Annotated in this window: 16 protein-coding genes and 1 tRNA gene; 8 read left to right on the plus strand and 9 right to left on the minus strand. The window is 42.8% G+C overall.

Going from position 1 to position 19,142, the window contains the following annotated elements; translation table 11 throughout:
- Positions 1–23: 23 nt before the first annotated feature.
- Entirely contained in the window at positions 24–1,712 is a 1,689-nt protein-coding gene (locus Q0R52_RS22745; RefSeq protein WP_295798983.1) for a carboxylesterase family protein, read from the plus strand.
- A 299-nt stretch (positions 1,713–2,011) separates the two neighbouring features.
- A complete protein-coding gene (locus tag Q0R52_RS22750) occupies positions 2,012–3,172 on the plus strand; it encodes a CapA family protein (RefSeq protein WP_295798986.1) in 1,161 nt (386 codons plus the stop codon).
- 260 nt (positions 3,173–3,432) lie between these two features.
- Here Q0R52_RS22750 and Q0R52_RS22755 read toward each other — a convergent pair whose 3' ends face one another.
- Complete coding sequence (locus Q0R52_RS22755) at positions 3,433–3,621, minus strand: hypothetical protein (protein ID WP_295798989.1); 189 nt, start codon at positions 3,619–3,621, stop codon at positions 3,433–3,435.
- Between the two features lie 93 nt (positions 3,622–3,714).
- On the opposite strand from Q0R52_RS22755, the gene Q0R52_RS22760 reads away from it, so the two are divergent.
- Both Q0R52_RS22760 and Q0R52_RS22765 read left to right on the plus strand, forming a co-directional pair.
- Positions 3,715–4,656 carry an SPFH domain-containing protein gene (locus Q0R52_RS22760; RefSeq protein ID WP_295798991.1) on the plus strand — a complete coding sequence of 314 codons (942 nt, stop codon included), beginning with the start codon at positions 3,715–3,717 and terminating at the stop codon, positions 4,654–4,656.
- Between the two features lie 182 nt (positions 4,657–4,838).
- On the plus strand, positions 4,839–5,381 hold the full coding sequence (locus tag Q0R52_RS22765; protein ID WP_295798994.1) for a DUF922 domain-containing protein: 543 nt from the start codon (positions 4,839–4,841) through the stop codon (positions 5,379–5,381).
- A gap of 25 nt (positions 5,382–5,406) precedes the next feature.
- On the opposite strand, the gene Q0R52_RS22770 is transcribed toward Q0R52_RS22765, so the two are convergent.
- From Q0R52_RS22770 to Q0R52_RS22800, 7 genes are all read right to left on the minus strand, one after another.
- Positions 5,407–5,808, minus strand: coding sequence for a BLUF domain-containing protein (locus Q0R52_RS22770; RefSeq protein WP_295798997.1), 402 nt, complete (start codon positions 5,806–5,808; stop codon positions 5,407–5,409).
- 70 nt (positions 5,809–5,878) lie between these two features.
- Positions 5,879–6,880, minus strand: a complete 1,002-nt coding sequence (locus Q0R52_RS22775) for an L-histidine N(alpha)-methyltransferase (protein ID WP_295798999.1) — start codon at positions 6,878–6,880, stop codon at positions 5,879–5,881.
- Between the two features lie 11 nt (positions 6,881–6,891).
- Positions 6,892–8,043 carry an ergothioneine biosynthesis protein EgtB gene (egtB, locus tag Q0R52_RS22780; RefSeq protein ID WP_295799003.1) on the minus strand — a complete coding sequence of 384 codons (1,152 nt, stop codon included), beginning with the start codon at positions 8,041–8,043 and terminating at the stop codon, positions 6,892–6,894.
- Positions 8,044–8,047: 4 nt separating this feature from the next.
- Positions 8,048–9,619, minus strand: a complete 1,572-nt coding sequence (locus Q0R52_RS22785) for an ABC transporter permease/substrate-binding protein (protein WP_295799005.1) — start codon at positions 9,617–9,619, stop codon at positions 8,048–8,050.
- Entirely contained in the window at positions 9,612–10,583 is a 972-nt protein-coding gene (locus tag Q0R52_RS22790; RefSeq protein ID WP_295799007.1) for an ABC transporter ATP-binding protein, read from the minus strand. Before Q0R52_RS22790 ends, Q0R52_RS22785 begins: the two co-directional genes overlap by 8 nt.
- Before the next feature lie 5 nt (positions 10,584–10,588).
- Positions 10,589–11,974, minus strand: a complete 1,386-nt coding sequence (locus Q0R52_RS22795; protein ID WP_295799011.1) for a mercuric reductase — start codon at positions 11,972–11,974, stop codon at positions 10,589–10,591.
- A 3-nt stretch (positions 11,975–11,977) separates the two neighbouring features.
- A complete protein-coding gene (locus tag Q0R52_RS22800) occupies positions 11,978–12,259 on the minus strand; it encodes a DUF427 domain-containing protein (RefSeq protein ID WP_295799013.1) in 282 nt (93 codons plus the stop codon).
- 303 nt (positions 12,260–12,562) lie between these two features.
- Between Q0R52_RS22800 and Q0R52_RS22805 the strand changes: the two genes are divergently transcribed.
- From Q0R52_RS22805 to Q0R52_RS22820, 4 genes are all read left to right on the plus strand, one after another.
- Positions 12,563–12,634, plus strand: a tRNA-Glu gene (locus Q0R52_RS22805).
- A 250-nt stretch (positions 12,635–12,884) separates the two neighbouring features.
- The gene (locus Q0R52_RS22810) at positions 12,885–14,099 is read left to right on the plus strand and encodes a site-specific integrase (protein WP_366520937.1); all 1,215 of its coding nucleotides are present in this window, start codon (positions 12,885–12,887) and stop codon (positions 14,097–14,099) included.
- Positions 14,100–14,171: 72 nt separating this feature from the next.
- Positions 14,172–14,702: an ORF6N domain-containing protein gene (locus Q0R52_RS22815; protein ID WP_295799015.1), complete on the plus strand. Its 531-nt coding sequence runs from the start codon at positions 14,172–14,174 to the stop codon at positions 14,700–14,702.
- A gap of 195 nt (positions 14,703–14,897) precedes the next feature.
- The gene (locus Q0R52_RS22820; RefSeq protein ID WP_295799017.1) at positions 14,898–15,239 is read left to right on the plus strand and encodes a hypothetical protein; all 342 of its coding nucleotides are present in this window, start codon (positions 14,898–14,900) and stop codon (positions 15,237–15,239) included.
- A 544-nt stretch (positions 15,240–15,783) separates the two neighbouring features.
- Here Q0R52_RS22820 and Q0R52_RS22825 read toward each other — a convergent pair.
- Positions 15,784–19,020: a hypothetical protein gene (locus Q0R52_RS22825; RefSeq protein WP_295799020.1), complete on the minus strand. Its 3,237-nt coding sequence runs from the start codon at positions 19,018–19,020 to the stop codon at positions 15,784–15,786.
- Positions 19,021–19,142 lie beyond the last annotated feature (122 nt).

Raw genomic sequence — 19,142 nt, forward strand, 5'->3', positions numbered from 1 at the left:
TTAATACCATTTAAGACCACGTTATGCATATATCAACCAGAAGAAAATTCTTAGGGCAGTTGTCATTAATCAGCGCTGCAATTGCCCTCCCAAAATTTGCCAGTTCTTCAGTTCTGGCTGAAGACGATTTCGTAATAGCCGAAGTTTCTGAGGGCAAGCTTAGAGGTATCAGAAAAGATGGGGTTTGTTTATTCAAGGGCGTTCCTTATGCCGGGACACTCTCGGGTGACAGGCGTTTTAAAAGGCCGGCTCCTTTGGAGCCCTGGACGGGCGTAAGCGACGCTTTACAACTTGGTGCCCCCTCTATCCAACCACAATTTCAATCTCGTGCAGTAAACGAACCTAAGCCAGTTGAAGACTGCTTGTTTTTAAATGTTTGGACGCCAGCTAACGATAATAAAAAACGCCCAGTGATGTTTTACAATCATGGAGGCGGTTTTTCTAACGGCTCTGGCGGCGCCCTTGATCAGGATGGTTCAAACCTCGCCCGCTTTTTTAATGTGGTCGTAGTAGAGACAAATCACAGATTAGGATTAATGGGCTTTCTCTATTTGGAGCACATTGCAGGTCCGGAATATGCCGGTTCCGGTAATAACGGTCTTCTGGATATTGTCGACGGCTTAAAATGGGTAAAAAGAAATATTGAAGCTTTTGGCGGCGACCCAGATAATGTGATGATTTGGGGAGAATCAGGAGGCGGCGCAAAAACAAGCTGTTTATATGCTATGCCGACGGCAGCACCGTATTTTAATAAGGCCTCTATCGAAAGCGGCCCCGGCCTTCGGATGTTGCCTAAAGAAGCCGCGATCGAAATGACAAAATTGGTATTCAGCGAACTGAATATCGAACTGAAGGACTGGAAAAAAATACTCGACGTTCCCGTAAAGGATTTAATTGACGTACAAAATAAAGTTCCCAGCTTGATGGCTGACAGCGATTATATTCACCAACACGGTGTTGTAGGGTTCGTCCCTAACAACTTTGCGCCGGTAGTGGACGGCGTTGCGCTGCCTCATGACCCGTTTGATCCCTTCGCGCCGAAAATTTCAAAGGATAAGCCGCTCATGACGGGCTGGAATGAAGATGAATGGGCATTTTTCGCGATGGCTTCGCATGATACCGGTGCACTGAAAAACGATTTTACATTTGAAGCATTACAAGCAAAATTTGAACCGGAGTTCGGCGCTGATACGCAAAAAATAATTGCGACCTACAGGCAAACCAGGCCGAACGCGTCGGCAAGTGATATCTGGATGGCTGTTAAATCAATTAATATGATGGGACTTGGCACCATTGCTATCGCAGAAAGGAAAGCGGAACAACATGGCGCCCCGGTATATCTTTATAACTTTGGTTATAAATCAGAAGCGAAGATACCCGGCACTGATTACCCTTTCGGTACGCCGCATGCTATGGATATTACTTTCAAATTCAATAACGAAGTGCCTGGTACCCCGGCCGGTTTTTTTAGCGGGAACAAGCCAGGGCGCTTTACTGCATCGCATCATATGGCGGAGCTATGGACCACTTTTGCAAGGACAGGTAAACCCGCTGCAAAGGATGTTCCGGAGTGGCCAGCCTACAATTTGACCGACCGGCCTACCATGCGTATTGACACTACCTGCGAGGTAATTAATGACAGGTACAAAGAAGAACTGGCGATGTGGCGGTCGATAGGCAGGGTAGGTTATCACTCGCTTAATTCAAGGTAACCGGTATTCCCTACGCTGTAGCTATAGTCAATCAAATTTATTAGGTACAATTAAAACATCACCAACTTGTACCTGGCAGATGAAACCTCGCTGTTCGAAGTTGCAACTTCGAACCAATATGCCTGTGGATTTTATCTGCACTACTACTGTCCCAGTCGATGCTAAGGCCGCTTAATGCTGCAAGAACCTGCCTGGTTAATCCCTTCCTAACCAAGAGAGGTTTTGTTTGAGGTACAAATGGATTTTACCGGAACAAATATTTTTCCTTATGTTAGCCCCCGCTGCAAGCATATTACCAATTGAATAAAAAACTACTTTTAAACCGCAAACTGCTATTATCAAATTTCAGGGTGATATTATTTGGCACTGTTGTACTCTTACTTTCCGCCTGCCAAAATCGGCCCAAATCCAAACCATACGTATATCATCCCCCAATAAAAAAAACAGCATCCATAAAGCGCGATACCATCCCCCGCGACTCATTTTGTATTGCCGCCGTTGGCGATATTATGTTGGGCACATCGTACCCAACAAAATATACCCTGCCGCCCGACAGCGCCAAAGGCAGCTTCAAAAACGTTTTAACCGAGTTGCGCAATGCCGATGTTACCTTTGGCAACCTGGAAGGAACGCTGCTTGATACTGGCGCCCCGGCACACTACAAGCTACACCTGCTAAGCAAAGGTTACCTGTTCCGTAGCCCCGCCAGTTACGCCGGCGTTTTAAAAAACGCAGGTTTTAAGGTGCTTAGCCTGGCCAATAATCATATTGGCGATTTCGGCGAACCCGGCCGCGTCAATACCATGAAGGTTTTAGACAGCCTTGGCATAAATTACGGCGGGCAGGTTAGCCACCCGACATCAATATTTAAAATAAACGGGGTTACCTATGGCTTTTGTGCCTTTGCACCCAATGCTTATACTTTGCCGATACTCGAATTAAGAAACGTTACTAAAATAATACAGGAGCTTAAACAACAGTGCGATGTAGTAATTGTATCATTTCACGGTGGCTCGGAAGGAGTGGGGTTTGAACACGTGCCTTTTAATATGGAATCGTTCCACAGCGAGAAGCGTGGCGACGTACACAAGTTTGCCCATACTGCTATCGACGCCGGTGCCGACCTGGTATTTGGCAACGGCCCCCACGTTTGCCGCGCCATGGAGCTGTATAACGGCAGGCTGATAGCCTATAGCCTGGGCAATTTTTGCACCTACACGAGTGTAAGTGTTGCCGGCGTGTGCGGCCTGGCGCCCATCCTGAAAGTGAACATCAAGAAAAATGGAGAGTTTTTGAGTGGCCGAATAATATCGGCCACTCAAACTCATTACGACGGTCTTCAATTGGATAGCCTCAATAAAGCCGCCATCCGCATCAAACAACTTACCGAAACCGACTTCCCCTTGTCGGGGCTCGATATCAGTGATGAAGGAAAAATTTCAATCGCCAAAGAAGAATAGCAATACTACGTTTGCAGGTAATCCACGGAAATCACTTTTAAAACAGGAGGCTCCGCTGGAGCCTTTTTATATGAATTTTTTGGCTATAAACAGGAAGCTCCGCTGGAGCTGTGAACAAACGCGGCGACTCCAGGGGAGTCCCCTGTTTATAGAATTAATGTCGGGGATATTTAGGCTCCAGAGGAGCCCCCTAATAGCCTCTGTATTTTAAAAGCGATTACCTGGCAGGTAATCCTAAAATCCAACCAATCTTAAAAATCCTAGTTGGCTTCGTCTTTCGTAGTTCTCACCAGGCTTATGCCTGTGAAGAAAAACAGTATCGATATAATGCCAATCACTGTAAGTGTGGTTACGTTGCCTGCGTGATTAATAATTTCGACGCCGGTGTAAATAAGGCCGATAATTCCTAATACAGTAAGTATCGCCCCAAAGGTTCGTTTTAAATTCATGGTTTATGATGTAACTTTTATAAAGCTTTTTCTTAAAAACAAATAGCACACCAATAATTAATACTACATTTATAATATTAAATAAACCCCCTTATGACCGCACAGATAGGTACTTTGATCGTTGTCTTTATTTTATTGGTGATTCTATTTTCATCATTTGTGTCTGTAAAACAAGGCACTATAGTAGTAATTACAGTGTTTGGCAAATACCGCCGCATACTCACACCCGGCCTTAATTTTAAAATCCCGTTTATCGAAAACATTTATTCCAAGATATCTATCCAAAACCGCTCGGTCGAACTGGAGTTCCAGGCCGTAACGTTCGACCAGGCAAATGTTTATTTTAAGGCGATGCTTTTATACTCTGTGCTCGACCAGCAGGAAGAAACCATCAAAAACGTAGCTTTCAAATTCGTGGACGACCGCAACCTGATGCAGGCACTGATACGCACCGTAGAAGGGTCTATCCGTGCGTTTGTGGCCACCAAAAGGCAATCGGAAGTGCTGATACTGCGCCGCGATATTGTGGAACACGTTAAAGAGCAGCTTGACGTAATTTTGGAAGGCTGGGGCTACCACCTGCAGGATTTGCAATTAAACGACATTACTTTCGATGATGTGATCATGAAATCGATGAGCCAGGTAGTAGCATCGAACAACCTTAAAGCTGCTGCCGAAAACGAAGGCCAGGCATTACTGATTACCAAAACAAAGGCCGCCGAGGCCGAAGGTAACGCCATCAAGATATCGGCTGAGGCCGAGCGCCAGGCGTCGCAATTGCGCGGGCAGGGTGTGGCTTTGTTCCGCGAGGAAGTGGCCAAGGGTATGTCGGTAGCTGCAAAAGAAATGAAGGACGCCAATATGGACACCTCTGTAATATTGTTTACCATGTGGACAGAATCGATAAAACACTTCGCCGAAAACTCATCAGGCAACGTAATATTCCTTGATGGCTCAACCGATGCCATGCAGCAAACCATGAAAGAAATGATGGCGTTAAACCAATTGCACGCAACTCCGTCGAAGAGTAAATAACACGAACACAGAGAGTCAAGAGACAAGAATCAAGAGCCAAGATAAGAAATCAAAAATCGGCGGGTTTGCGTAAAAGCGAATCTGCCCGGGATTTCGATTGTGCAACAATTTCCGGTTCCTAACGTTTTTTGCATGATTCATGATTCTTGACTCTCGGTTCTTAACTTTACTTTTTACTATTGATGAAACCCGGATTTGTGAGATTGATTTGCCTTGCCGCATTGTGGCTCATTGCAGCCAATAGTGCTTCGGCACAGGGCTTCCACCAGCTAACGATTGATGATTTTAAAGGCGAACCGCGCAACGACCAGTATACCGTTGCCTACACCAACTGCTCCATCGGCTTTCATTACCAGGCCCACCGCGAAAAAAATTATTACATGCTCGATTTTACTATTGAGCTAACGATGAATAATTATAAATCGTGGATGGACAAAAAGCGGATTACCACCAACGAATTGCTTGAAGAAGTGCTGCGGCACGAGCAGGGGCACTATACCATTGCCTATATGGAGCAGCAGGAATTGCTGCGTGCAGTTGGCAAAACTGTGTTTTACGCCGATTATCAACGGGTTGCCCAGGCCATCTTCGACCGAATAGACGCCAAGTATAAACAGCTAAATCTCGACTATGATGCCGATACACAGCACATGCAAAACAAAGCGCAGCAAATAAGTTGGGATGCTTATTTTAAAAAGAGGCTGACCTATATGCCGCCGGATTAAGAACCACCCGCTCATACTTTTCGTCTTATATTTTCGCGGTTTTTATAAATGAGTTTAGTAACGTTACAGGCAGCAGATTGCTTTTATGACGATACTCCGGATTCAAAAAATCTTTGAATGGCGTATCACGGAATGAACCTATGGTTTTAAAGCCCATAGCCCATTCCGGAAAAATTCGATGTTCTATCACCCCATTGGCAATTGGCGTAATTCCTTTGTGACGCTCGTCCTGGCTTATTCTATCATAAGACTCCTTCACAGCTTTTTCTTCACCTTCAAGCAATTGTATAAAATTTCCCTCGGCGTATAAGAGCAGCCCGGTTATGTTGTCGCGCATGTTATTCTTAGCGCTTATAGCTAAAAGTTCTTCAAGTTCGGGTTGGCTAAACCAGTTTGTTCCTGCGCTTAGATAAATTATATAATACATTTAGAAATTATGCTGTAAATATAAATATACAAACGCCCGGATAGTAATGTTTTGAGTAAGATTGCAACGTTTACTCCGCCACCCAAATCGCGTCCGTAAACCATTTCTTCGTATCAAAAAAATGCGTAACGGGTTTAAATGATGCCTTCCGCGCCATATCATCAACCTGCTGTATGGTGAATTTTTGAGAAATCTCCATAAAGATGTACTCGTCCTTTGCGAAGTTAATGGTATGCATCCCGTTAATGTTTACCTGCTGGTCGGTAAGACTTACCAGGTAACTTTTGCAAGCGCCGGTTTCCGGATCATAAGTAGGATAGTGTTCAAATTGGGTAACGTCAAAATCACCGTCTAACTCACGGTTGATACGCTCTAATAAATTAAGGTTAAATCGTTTGGTAATACCTTCTTTATCGTTGTAGGCCGCCAGTACAGTCGCCGGGTTCTTTTTTAGGTCGACGCCGATCAGCAGCATATCTCCCGGCGAAAGGTGGTTACGCACGTTCATGCAAAACTCTTCAGCCACATCAACCGGCATATTGCCGATGTTGGAGCCTAAAAACATAATCACCTTGCGCTTACCGGATAGCGTCGAGGCTTTGGTCAGCATATCAAAATATTCGCCGTTAAGGCCGGTCATCTGCAGTCCGGGCAAAGTTACCGGCAGGGTGATGTTGAGGTATGATATTACGTTTGATGAGATATCGATCGGAAGGTAACTGAAATCAGCTCCATTGTCAAGCAGGTATTTTAGCAGGTAGGTTGATTTGGTGGCATCGCCTGCACCCAGCTCGATCAGGTCGAAAGCATCACCATCGCCAATGATGGCATTGCAAATTTCGGCGGTTTTTTCGGAGAAAATCTCCAGCTCGCAATTGGTGGGATAATACTCATCGCAGTTCATTAAATCCTGGAAAAGCTTATCGCCAACGGCATCGTAAAAATACATCGAGCTCAAAAATTTTGGGGATGAGCTTAGCCCGCAAATTACATCGTCATAAAACTGCCCCGTCCTACAGTTCGAAAGTCCTTTCATTTCGGCTTTCGCTAATGTGGTGTCCATATTCTTCATAGGTATTGGTATTACTTAGCCAGCCTTATGCCGGTAAATTGCCATCGTAAATTGGTTTGAAAAAAATTGCGGTAGGTAATGCGGCTATGCTCCGGCGATGTCACTTCCGACGCGCCCCGCAATACTTTTTGGTTCACCATAAATTTGCCGTTGTACTCGCCTATTGCGCCCGGCGCTTTGGTAAAACCCGGGTAGGGCAGGTACGAGCTTTCGGTCCACTCCCAACTTTTGCCCCAGCTAAACTGCGGCGCGGCGGCTTCCCACTCAAACTCGGTAGCTAAACGCAGTCCCCTCCAGGCTGCGTAAGCATAAGCCTCAAAATAGCTGATATGGCAAACAGGTTCTTTTAAACTCAAAGGCTGCAGCCCGTGGTATGTGTAAGCATGCCATTGCTCATCAATATTGTGCCAGTAAAGCGGCGCTTCCACTTTATTGGTTTTAACCCAGTCCCAGCCTTCGGCATGCCAGTGGCGGAAATCGTGGTAGCCGCCGCTGTTTATAAATTCCAGGTATTCGGCATTGGTAACCAGGTTGGGGCTTATCTCAAAAGCGTTCAGATAAACCTTGTGCGGGTTCAGCTCATTATCAAAACAAAAGCCATCACCTTTAAAACCTACTTCGTAAATGCCCTCATCCAGCTTAATAAATTCGCCGTCTTCAATCCAATCGACCTTGGGCGAAACGTAATTATGTGAATATGCCGGGAACAATGGATTGTGCCCCAAGATGTATTTTATATCGGTGTATAACAGCTCCTGGTGCTGCTCTTCGTGGTTGAAACCAAGTATAAGTAGTTCCTTGACTTCCGCGCTGGGCTCATTGCATAAAAAGCCGGTCATGGCCTCGTCAACATATTTGCGGTAAGCATAAATTTCGGCAACGGTAGGGCGGCTCAAATTACCCCGGTCGGTGCGGATAACGCGGTTGCCCACGGTTTCATAGTAGCTATTAAAAACGTAATTATAATCGGGATTGTATTCCTGGTAGCCCATAAAGTAGGGCTTGAGGATAAATGTTTCGAAAAACCAGGTAACATGGCCAATATGCCATTTGGGCGGACTAACATCGACAATAGGCTGCACTACATAGTCTTCCGTTTGCAGTGGACTACATATATCCTCGGTTCGCTTGCGTACTTTAACGTAACAATCTGCTAAATCCATGAGTTTACTTCTTATCCAAAAACCGTTTTAAATCCGAAATTGTTTTGATGCCGAAATTTTTTGCCTGTGCTTTCCGCATCATTAAAGCGTACGCATTATTAAAGCCAATTGGTTTTAACCATTTGATATTATATTTCGTTTCAAACTCCCGTTGCACATAATTATAAGTCTCGTCCTTACTGTGTGTTAACGAATCAACAACTTTGTGCGATGGCTGTAATATGGCCAGTAATCCGGTGCCTGTATATTCCGGGTAAAAATCAATTTGGTTGTTTGTTAGCGCATCAAAACAAATTTTTGTGCCACCCAACCCGGTTTTTGTGCTTACATCGTAATCAGTATAACCTTTAATAAGCATGCTATAAATACTTGCCAAAATGTACTGTTCGCCAAATATTTTTGATCCTATCCGTACAGTCCCGTCATTTCCATTACGTGCAGGCTTCCATAATTTACTGGCAACTAAAAAATCTTTTGCCACCTGCTCGGGGCTTTGGTGAAGATAATCAGTCTTATAATTTAAGGCAGTCATGGTGCTGTCATTTATTTTATCGGCTAACAAATTTAGTATTTTTTCTAATAATGCAAATTTTTTTAGCGAGCTTTCTCTCACAATTGGCGCAGCATAATAAGGTGGAAATATTTTTTTATCGTCATCCAAAACTACCAGATCATAAGCCTTCAACCTGCCATCGGTTGAGTAGCCGCTGATAACATCCAACTGTTTTTCATAAGCGGCTTTGTACATCACCGCGTCGTTTATCACCAGTGTTTGTATTTTTAGTTCGTATTTGCTGATCAACCCCAGGTTGCCATCCTGCCGGCCCATAAATTCGGGCGTAAAACCAGCTTTTAACTTGCTGCCATACGCGGAGGGCAGGAGGTAGAAAGATGATAATAGTAGCAGTAGCAGAGGGAGAGTAGCACTAGCAGTTTTTAATTTTTTGATGTTGATTTTTTGCAATCGCGACAGCAAAAAATCAAACAAAATTGCCAGCAAAGCGGCCGGGATTGCGCCAGCTAATATCATATTGGTATTGTTTAAGGATATACCGCCGAAAATAAACTCGCCTAGGCCACCGGCTGCAATATATGATGCCAGCGTAGCCACACCAACAGTAATTACCGTAGCGGTACGGATACCAGCAAAAATAACAGGCATAGCCAGTGGTAGCTCCACCTTAAACAATACCTGCCATTTGCTCATACCCATGGCCGTGGCCGCTTCTTTTACAGCGGCATCAACCCCGGTAATGCCGGTAAATGTATTGCGGATGATGGGCAGCAACGCATAGAGCAGTAAAGCGACAATAGCCGGCTTTGCTCCAATACCCAACAAGGGAATCATAAAGCCCAGTAAGGCAATGCTTGGCACCGTTTGCAGCACACCAGCAACACCTAATACCGCCCCCGAAAATTGTTTTTTACGGGTGATGAAAATACCCAGCGGCAAACCAACCAGCACGGCAATAAACAGTGACACAAACGTAAGCCCTATGTGCTGCAGCGTTTGCGTAAGCAACTTATCGCTTTGCTGCTGCATAAATTCCCATAAAGTTTGCTGGTGCTCATTCATGGGCCTGCTGTTTTTTATATTTATAAAATGCCGCCGTCAAAGTCTCAAATGTTACAGTCTTCACCTCCTTGTTTTCCAGGTTCATCATGTGCAAGCGTTTAGCATTGGAAAATGTAGCCCTTTCCAAGACTCTCCATAAATCATCATTGTAGTTAGCCAATATCCCTGGTCCGGGCTCTGTTTTTTCTTCATTTGAAAGTAAATGCCAGATTGATTTTACGGTAATTGTTTTAAATTCCAGCAGCAGTCTTTGCTCTTTCAAAAATTCCTTTACAAAATCGTTTTTGGGCTTAAACAATAACTCCGCAGGCGTGCCATCCTGGATTATTTTGCCTTTATCCATCAAACAGATATGATCGCCAAGTTCAAAGGCTTCCTGTACATCATGGGTTACCATAATAATGGTTTTACGCTTCAACTCGTCGAGAGCCTTAAATTCGGCATGTATTTTTGAGCGGGTTACATTATCCAGCGCGCCAAACGGTTCGTCCATCAGCAACACTGCCGGGTCGGCCACTAACGCACGGGCTAAACCGATGCGCTGTTGCTGGCCACCGCTTAGTTCGTTTGGATAAACGTGCAGGTAATCTTTGGTAAGGTGCAGCTTTTCCAGCAATTCATCTACGCGTTTTTCGGTGCGCTTTTTATCCCATTTTAACAGTTGAGGAACCACAGCAATATTTTCGGCCACGGTATAGTGCGGGAACAGACCGTTGTTTTGCAACACATAACCAATTCCTCGTCTTAATATCTCGGGCGATTGCTCAAAAATATTTTTGCCGCCGATAAAAATCTCACCACCTGATGGCTCAATCAGCCGGTTAATCATTTTTAGGGTGGTGGTTTTGCCGCAGCCGCTGGTGCCCAGCAAAATAAGGTTCTCGTGCTCTTTTACCTCGAAAGAGATATGGTCCACGGCCTTAACTTTGCCAAAATTCTTGCTGAGGTGCTTAACCTTTATCATAAGCGCTAATCTTCCAACCCCAGGAAAAGGTTGTTTAACGATTCGGCATACAACGGGTGCGCAAACACGCAATAGCGAATTTGCTCGCAAGTAATATTGCCCATCATAGCCATTTGCAGCATCGTCATTATCTCACCGCCTTCGGGACCTAAGACTGTTGCACCTAAAATCTTTTTTGTCTCAGGGTCAACAATGGCTTTCATAAAACCGCGGGTGTCGCCATTTTCAATGGCCCGGGCTACATGTGCGAAAGGCAATTTGGCTACTTTGTATTTTATCCCCTGCTTTTTGGCCTCGCTTTCGCTGATGCCTATATGAGCAAGCTGCGGGTCGGTAAACATAGTATAAGGCACCGGGCGGTCCTTAATAGATAATTTTTGTTTCTCTATTAAATTGCGGTAAACAATGGTATAATCATTATAGCTGATATGGGTAAATGCAGGGCCGGGCTTTACATCGCCAAGCGCATAAATGCCTTTCACATTTGTCTCCAGCGTATCGTTTACCGTTATAAAGCCACGTTCATCAACCTTAACGCCGGTTGCATCCAGGTTCAGCGCCTTTGACTGTGGCGTGCGTCCAACAGCCATCAGCACATGGGTGCATTTTATCTTTTCCTCTTTCCCGTTTTTATTTAGGGTGATTGTGATTTTGCCACCAGCTTTCTTTTTAAACTTTGTAGTGGTTGTATCGGTATAGATTGCGATATTTTCAGCTTCCATTATTTTGGTGACTTCGGTTGAAATATCCTCATCCTCGCGCGATACCAGTCGCCCAGACCTTTCAATAACCGTAACCTTGCAGCCAAACCTTCGGAACATCTGCCCAAACTCCAGCCCGATATAATTGCCGCCGACAACTACCAAATGCTCCGGTATTTCGGTTAATTCCATTATGGAAGTAGAGTCAAGGTAGCCGATTTCACTCAGGCCCTCAATTTCAGGTATGAATGGCTTCGCGCCGGTATTTATAAATATCAGATCGCCCTTCAACTCCTTTTCGCGGCCGCTGTTTAGTTTTACTTTAATGGTTTTGTCGCCGGTAAATGATGCCTCGCCAAAAAGCAGTTCCAGGTTCTGGGTTTTCTCCATGGCTTTCTGGTTGCCGTCGCGCATTTGATGAACAATAATGTCTTTGCGCTTCTTAATCTTCCTTAAATCAACCGAAAAGCCCTTTATTTTAACTCCAAGCGGACCGCTTGTAGCAGCCATATAAGCCATTTTAGCCGATGCAACCATGGTTTTTGTGGGTGTGCAGCCATCATTAACACAGGTGCCGCCAACCCAGCGTTTTTCAATAATCGCCGTTTTTTTACCCGCTTCGGCAAGTTTGCGCGCAAGCGGACCGCCCGCCTGCCCGGCGCCAATAATTATTGCATCATACTGTTTCATGGTTTACTCGGTTATTTTAACACCCTTCCAAAACGCCACGTGGCCTGTAATGTTTGCGGCGGCTGGCTTTGGTTCTGGATAATACCAGGCAGCATCACGATTTTGCAGCCCGTCAACCTCCAGTGTGTAATAGCTGGCCAACCCTTTCCATGGGCAGGTGGTATGGATTTCCGAAGGCATAAGATACTCGGCCTTTACACTTTCAATAGGGAAATAATGATTGTTTTCAACCACAACGGTATCATTGCTTTCGGCAATAACCTGGTTGTTCCAGATAGCTTTCATAGGGATAGATTTAATTATGTATAAAGATAGGGAATTAGTCGGGAAAGTCCGAAAAGTCGGGAAAGACGGAAAAGTCAGAAAAGACGGAAAGTTTGAAAGATAGTAGTTCGGACTTCCGGAAAGGCGGCGAACTGGAGCAGTTCGCGACGTCATTGCAGCTTCTTTACTGACTTTACGGACTTCCGACTTTCCCGACTTTAATTTTTTTTCAAATAATATTTTTATTTTATCGCTAAAACTTTATCTTTGCAATCCCAAAATAAGGGTTACCAAATCCAAAATTAAGGGAAATGCCTTTAAAAAGGCCCGTTCGTCTAGGGGTTAGGACGTTAGATTTTCATTCTAGAAACAGGGGTTCGATTCCCCTACGGGCTACAGAAAACAATACCAAAAGATGCTAAAAGCCTGCAAATCAAAAGTTTGCAGGCTTTTTTTATTGTATCAAAGTACCATATTATGCATCAAAACGCAACAAAAATGAGCGTAATTCGGTGCGTAACTAAATGGGAAATAACTACGCACCGAATTGCTTATAATTAATTGATTATCAACCTGTTCAGCGAGTGAACATCTTGATAAAAGCAGGCTATAAACTTACTTTTGTTTAACTTTTAAGCTTGTAATTATGAGTAATTTCCATCTGCTTTTCTACATCAGAAAGCAAAAAAACTACAAAGGGGGTGCAATGCCCATCTACATGCGCATCACAGTTAGCGGCAAACGCGCGGATATATCCGTAGGACGCGATTGTGATCCGGCCAAATGGAACAACCATGCAGGACGTGCCATTGGAACCAAGGACGAAATTAAGTCACTTAACAACTATCTCGACAGCCTGCAAGCCAAACTTCGGAATGCACACCAGGTATTAATTGATACGAACCAGCAAGTAACAACCGAAAGCTTGCAGAATCAATTCACAGGGAAGAACCAAAAAAGCCGTTTCCTGATGGCATTATTCAAAGAGCATAATGCTAAAGTTAAAGCATTAATCGGAAACGGTTTTGAGCCCAATACCTTGAAAGGGTATAACACCTCTGAAAAACACCTTACTGGTTTCCTGCAAGAGAAATATGGTAAAACAGATATAGAGATCAGCCAATTAAACCACGCTTTTATTACTGACTTTGAGTTTTACCTGAAAGCTAATTGTAAAATTACGGGTGTATCTGCTGCCAAATACATTAAGCATCTTAAAAAGATAGTTAACCATTGTATTGCTAATGGCTGGCTAAAGCAAAATCCATTCATCAATTTTAAATCCACTGCAAAGGCAAAAGAGCGCACTTACTTGACTCAACAAGAACTGGATGCTATCACCAACAAAAAATTTATTATTGAACGTTTAATACAGGTGAGAGATGTTTTTGTCTTCTGCTGCTATACCGGATTATCCTATGCTGATGTTAAAAAACTGAGGAGAAATGAGATAGGTATTGGTATGGACGGTGATAAGTGGATATTCACAAGCAGGCAGAAAACCGATACTTCGTCAAGGATACCGCTTTTACCTGTAGCATTAGAAATTTTAAACCGATATCAAGATCATCCGCAATGTGAAAATCAGGGTTTACTATTGCCAGTTTTGAGCAATCAAAAGATGAATGCTTACTTGAAGGAAATAGCAGACCTATCTGATGTATTTAAGCATTTAACATTTCACTTAGCAAGGCATACATTCGCAACAACGGTCACCCTGTCCAATAATGTACCAATCGAAACGGTTAGCAAAATGCTCGGTCATACCAATATTAAAACTACACAGCACTACGCTAAAATATTGGATTTGAAAGTTAGCCAGGACATGGCTACCCTTAAACAAAAGTACGCTGGTCGTTAGCCGTTAATTTCTAAGGTCGCAAAATGCGATCTTAGAAATTTTCATTAACGTATTCACCTAATAAATTTAAAAATGGAAAATCAATTGATACCGGAAGAAATCATAATGAATCAAATATATTATATAAGAGGTCAAAAAGTCATGTTAGATTTTGACCTTGCTAGCTTATATGATGTCGAAACAAAGCAACTTAAAAGACAGGTTCGACGAAATATAGATCGTTTTCCTGAAGATTTCATGTTTGAATTGACATCGGAAGAATATTCTTTTTCAAGGAGCCAAAATGGCACCTTGAAACAAGGAGAAAATTTTAAGTATTCACCAATGGTGTTTACAGAACAAGGGGTTGCTATGTTATCAAGCGTATTGAACAGTGATAGGGCAATCAAAGTGAACATTCAGATTATACGAATATTTACACGTATTAGGCAGATGCTAACCGACAATACAGAGCTACGTTTAGAGATAGAAAAAATCAAAAACAAATTAGACAATCAGGATAAAAACATGGAGATTGTATTTAAGTATCTTGATGAACTTATTGAGAAAAAGCAGGAACCACAGGAACGTAAAAGAATTGGATTTAAACCCAATGGGTTTTAGTAAATTAGAAAGTTAACCGTAGTGTAGGTGATTGCTTTGAGGCATACCGTATAGCGGAACAGTTAATATATAATAAATAGTTATCTATTATTGATCGTTACTCATTAGGACCCTTTAATGTTTTAAAATCCCGAAATATTCCAATTACTAGGACTTTAATAGTATTATATTAGCTTTTATCGAAAATTACTCACCATGACCAAGGAATCGATCATTGAAGAAATAATAGAGGGAATATTAAGCTTTAGGATCATTCCATTCTTTGGAGCGGGAATGAGTATTCCGGCTAGGGCAGCAGATTGGCCGGGCCTGATCAATGAACCGAGGTCCGCCATCCAAACCGAGGAAACAGACTATTTGAAAGTAGCTCAATTGTATGAAGAAAAATTCGGACGCCACGCTTTGCTGGAAAAATTGATCAGGCTCTGTACACTACAAAGAAAATCTTCGTCCACTCAAGAAAAAGTAGTACTGATATTCAAAAGCATATGTTATCTATGTTGCCGACAAATATCTTTAAATAGCTTAACAATTTGAATAACTGTAAAAAAAGGCTGAACCAAGTTCAGCCTCAATCACAAATAACAGGTGATTCTAACATTATTATAAAGTGCAGGTTATCCAACCTTTGATAGTATTTGCTATCTGCATCATGTTAGCGATAACAGAAAAAACAAAGCCAAAAAGTAGCATAACGCCTCCTTTTAAATGATTAAGAGCTCGATTAAGGTGTCCGATTTCCCAAACTTGCCAGAACGGCAATAAAGGAGTGTACGATTTTGTTATTCTTACACCACAAAGGTAAAGCTAAAATTTCCAAGTTAAAAATTGGTCGAGTTTACGATGAATTGGCAGATATACTGTATCAGGAGTACGTCAAATCATTAAACATATAATTGTTCACCAATATATTGGAGACCTTCGTTCGTATAAAATTGTGTACTTAAGGGCTTAAAGGATTCATTATTTTGCCGCGCTATATGACATGCGTAGAAGGTGATGTGATTAAAGTTCCCTTAAAACCTGTATATGATAGCATCAACAAAAGAACGGTATTTTTATCTCGGGCTTTTTGATTCCCTTACTTAAATTGGGAAAGTTTATAATTATCATAAATCGCTTTGAGCCCCAAATCCCCGCGTGCTGCTACAAAATGACAAATTTCATCGGCAACATCTAAAATGCTTTCTGTATAAAGCCGTTCCACAAACTGCTTAAGCTCATCAGTCACAAACACATGGATTCCGCTTTGCTTCCAAATTTTTAACAAGATACTTCCCGTTTTCTCCAAATGGTCATAAGGCTTATCTAGCAAGTCTTTTACTAGGAAATAGGTTGGTGATACATCCTTTAGGTAAGGGACGGACAACTCCAACAATTCAAAAACTTCATCATCCATTACATTTACCAGACTGCACAGCCGCGGCAAATCATTAAGCACCTGAGCATATTTATCCGGTTCAGTTGCAGCAATCTTAGCCAATATTTTCCATAACGCAAGTAGCCGCTCCTGGGGAACGCTTCCTAACTGGCAACATACGGCGACCAGCTTTTCAAATTGTAACGGCTCACGATGAGTAACCAATTCAAAGATCAGCGATTTAGCATCCACCATCGGATCATAGCTCATATCAAAATAATCAACCAAGGCATACTTACACAACTTTGCTAACTCACCCGTATCCGTTATATATCTTTTTACAGCGTAAGCATTCAATCCGGTCTCCCTGAGGTATTCCACAACATTTTTATAAATGGAAGTGTACGGAGAAAACAGGTTACTTAACGTATAATCCTTATGCAAAGGTCGGTCGTCTGGGAAAATAGCATCCGCATTTTTATAGCACCAGGCCTTTTCGGCATAAAGCACAAAAGCGAAATGATAACCGAGGCCTAAAGAATACGCCTTGCCTTTTTCAGAAGTACGGCTCAAGTTGCGCTCCAGATAATCGGATACCGGGGGCGGTAGACGATGTTTGGTTCCTTCAGCCAATTGTTGCGACCATAACCTGCTAATATTAATTGTTGCCGCGTACAACTTACCTTCCATCGTATTCAGCTGGTAATTGACAAAATCCTTATCGATATGGTCGAGATTTTTAATTTGTTCCAGTTCCAAAAGCCCAATAGCTGTGGCCGCCAGATATTCCAATTCATCCGCTTTAAAATGGTATTGATCGTCCTTCTCGCTAACATTCAATATAAAATCAGCCAACTGGTAGCCTACCTCATCAGCATACCTTGCATTAGCCTCCTCTCTAAAATCTACCTGGTTGATCCTTTCTAAAAAAACGTTTATGATAGCTTTCCAGTCCGCCAGATCTCCGTTTTTGGCCACTGTAGCAAAGCCATTGAAAACCGATTTGATAAACATTAGGGGAAGGGTCATCAGCAAGGGCAATCCTTCAATGAATTTTGCCGGGTCGCCGATAATATAATTGATAACCAGTAGACCTAAACCGTCAACGGAAAAATCAAACTTGTCTTTCTTTTTATGCGCAGCAAGCCTGTCTACCAATTCTTGAACGGTTAATTTTTCAAGTTCACCGGCATCGTCTGGGACCTCGTAGCCATGCGAAAAAGTAGAATAGCTATCGTACTCCGGATGTGGGTTATTTTCAGGGGACAGTTCACCATATTTTTCAAGAAAAACTTTGAGGATGCCTTGCTGTTCACCACCTTCAGGATGCAGGGCAAATAAATATCTCTGGATCCTGTAAATTCGGTAATCATTTCTTTCCTGTTCACTGAGATGCTCACTTTCCACCTTAATCGTTTCCAACCAGGAAAGGATAAAATTCAGTTCCTCCACTGAAAGCTGCGATGAAATCTCCGTAAGCAAAAGGTAAAGCTCGTGTAATGGTAAAAGTGGGCTTAATGGACTTTTTTGAATGTAATCCCAGAACAGCGAAATCAGTTCTGCACGATCACTCCTTATCAAATGAAATGCAATCCGATGTAGAATGATCGAATCGGAACCCATCAAAAAGCTGACCAGTTCCTTTTTGTCACCTGGTTGAAGCAGTTCCCCGCTTAAACTGACAATATCGATCAGCTGATAAGACCAATCGCCATAAATGCCCGTACGTTGCTCCGAATCTTCGATGGACGGAATATTCTGGACCTCATAAGAATAATCCTGGCCCAATGACTTTAAAATGTCAGCCAGTTGTTTGACGAGATCCAAGCCCGTTAATGCAATAACTTCCTTTAAGTTTTGCTTTAAAAACCAATGATTGGCGTCGCGGGTGTTTGGGATTACCCTGTTATTACTAAACTTGGCAAACTTTCCCTTAAGCGGCATCTTAAGATCATGCTTCCGGTAGCCAAATGTAAAATTCAGAACGTTCTGCACGCCTTCCGCCGATCCCATTTTGACGTACTTTTCAATCAGGTCCTCTGTCAATACGTTTTCGAAAACCACATGATCAATCGGCCAGTAATTTCCAAACGCGATCAAAAACTCGGAGTCCTCCTTTTGAAATAGGTAATTCGGAAGGTCGTTAATGATTTTGGTTACCAGGTAAATGGAGTTCTCATCCAATAATACATTCCCTTTAATGACCGCTGCCTGAAGTTCCCTGATTATTTTAATAATCAGCTCTTCCTGCTTTTCATCAGCTTTCCCGGCAATGTTGGCTAAATACCGTAATGGCATCCATTCCGGAAAACGCATTGTACCTGGCTCAGACGGAAGCTGCCCCATCGGCAAAACCTTAAAAAAGCCTTGTTCATACAAGGGTAAAAGCCAGCCCGTTTTGTCAAGCGACTTATAAAATTGAAACTGGTTATTGATATCTTTTAAGAAATAAGGAAGTGTACCCAGCATTTCTTTGGTAGGTTCCTCAAATCCTACAAGGTGCGCAATCCGGTCCAGAAAAGCATACTGAGATCCCAACAGGTAATTCAGAATTTTCTCATACCCAGTCCATAGTTTGTTAAACTCCTTTAGCGTCCTGGTCTTTAATCCATGCCGGTGTGCGAACGATGGGAACTGTTTGGCGATGCTAAACCATTCATCTGCGAGCTGCTTGTTCTCAACACCCATCGCCACCAAAATTGAGGCATAGTTACCACGGCCCTCTTTTGCCTCGGGATGCTCATCCGAAATCTCTTTCGGCGCGAAAATCTTTCTGAATGTGGAATCGATCTCCCTCGTTAAATGGGCGACCAGGTTCACCTTGGAGGTTAGCAAACAATCTTCATCCATGATCAATAAGGCATCCTGGAAAAAACCGGCTGCTTCATCACTTAATTGTTTTAATCCGGACAGGATATTTTCCTGTTCTTTGGTCAGTTTTTTTAGTCCTTTTAACATGAGCATATATAATCGTGATGTGGGAAAAGGTAACGGGCAATTAAACAAAGTTACTGTTAAAAAACGTTGTGTTCCTGAACCCAGAGATTTTCCGTAAGCCTTTTTGTACCTTGCTTTGAAAT

The organism is Mucilaginibacter sp. (assembly GCF_025359345.1).
Taxonomy (GTDB): Bacteria; Bacteroidota; Bacteroidia; order Sphingobacteriales; family Sphingobacteriaceae; genus Mucilaginibacter.

Excerpts from the sequence above, each read along its gene's own strand:
- Q0R52_RS22745 (WP_295798983.1), top strand. The coding sequence starts at position 24 with ATGCATATATCAACCAGAAGAAAATTCTTAGGGCAGTTGTCATTAATC.
- Q0R52_RS22755 (WP_295798989.1), bottom strand. The coding sequence starts at position 3,621 with ATGAATTTAAAACGAACCTTTGGGGCGATACTTACTGTATTAGGAATT.
- Q0R52_RS22760 (WP_295798991.1), top strand. The coding sequence starts at position 3,715 with ATGACCGCACAGATAGGTACTTTGATCGTTGTCTTTATTTTATTGGTG.
- Q0R52_RS22765 (WP_295798994.1), top strand. The coding sequence starts at position 4,839 with ATGAAACCCGGATTTGTGAGATTGATTTGCCTTGCCGCATTGTGGCTC.
- Q0R52_RS22770 (WP_295798997.1), bottom strand. The coding sequence starts at position 5,808 with ATGTATTATATAATTTATCTAAGCGCAGGAACAAACTGGTTTAGCCAA.
- Q0R52_RS22775 (WP_295798999.1), bottom strand. The coding sequence starts at position 6,880 with ATGAAGAATATGGACACCACATTAGCGAAAGCCGAAATGAAAGGACTT.
- egtB (WP_295799003.1), bottom strand. The coding sequence starts at position 8,043 with ATGGATTTAGCAGATTGTTACGTTAAAGTACGCAAGCGAACCGAGGAT.
- Q0R52_RS22785 (WP_295799005.1), bottom strand. The coding sequence starts at position 9,619 with ATGAATGAGCACCAGCAAACTTTATGGGAATTTATGCAGCAGCAAAGC.
- Q0R52_RS22790 (WP_295799007.1), bottom strand. The coding sequence starts at position 10,583 with ATGATAAAGGTTAAGCACCTCAGCAAGAATTTTGGCAAAGTTAAGGCC.
- Q0R52_RS22795 (WP_295799011.1), bottom strand. The coding sequence starts at position 11,974 with ATGAAACAGTATGATGCAATAATTATTGGCGCCGGGCAGGCGGGCGGT.
- Q0R52_RS22800 (WP_295799013.1), bottom strand. The coding sequence starts at position 12,259 with ATGAAAGCTATCTGGAACAACCAGGTTATTGCCGAAAGCAATGATACC.
- Q0R52_RS22810 (WP_366520937.1), top strand. The coding sequence starts at position 12,885 with ATGAGTAATTTCCATCTGCTTTTCTACATCAGAAAGCAAAAAAACTAC.
- Q0R52_RS22815 (WP_295799015.1), top strand. The coding sequence starts at position 14,172 with ATGGAAAATCAATTGATACCGGAAGAAATCATAATGAATCAAATATAT.
- Q0R52_RS22820 (WP_295799017.1), top strand. The coding sequence starts at position 14,898 with ATGACCAAGGAATCGATCATTGAAGAAATAATAGAGGGAATATTAAGC.
- Q0R52_RS22825 (WP_295799020.1), bottom strand. The coding sequence starts at position 19,020 with ATGTTAAAAGGACTAAAAAAACTGACCAAAGAACAGGAAAATATCCTG.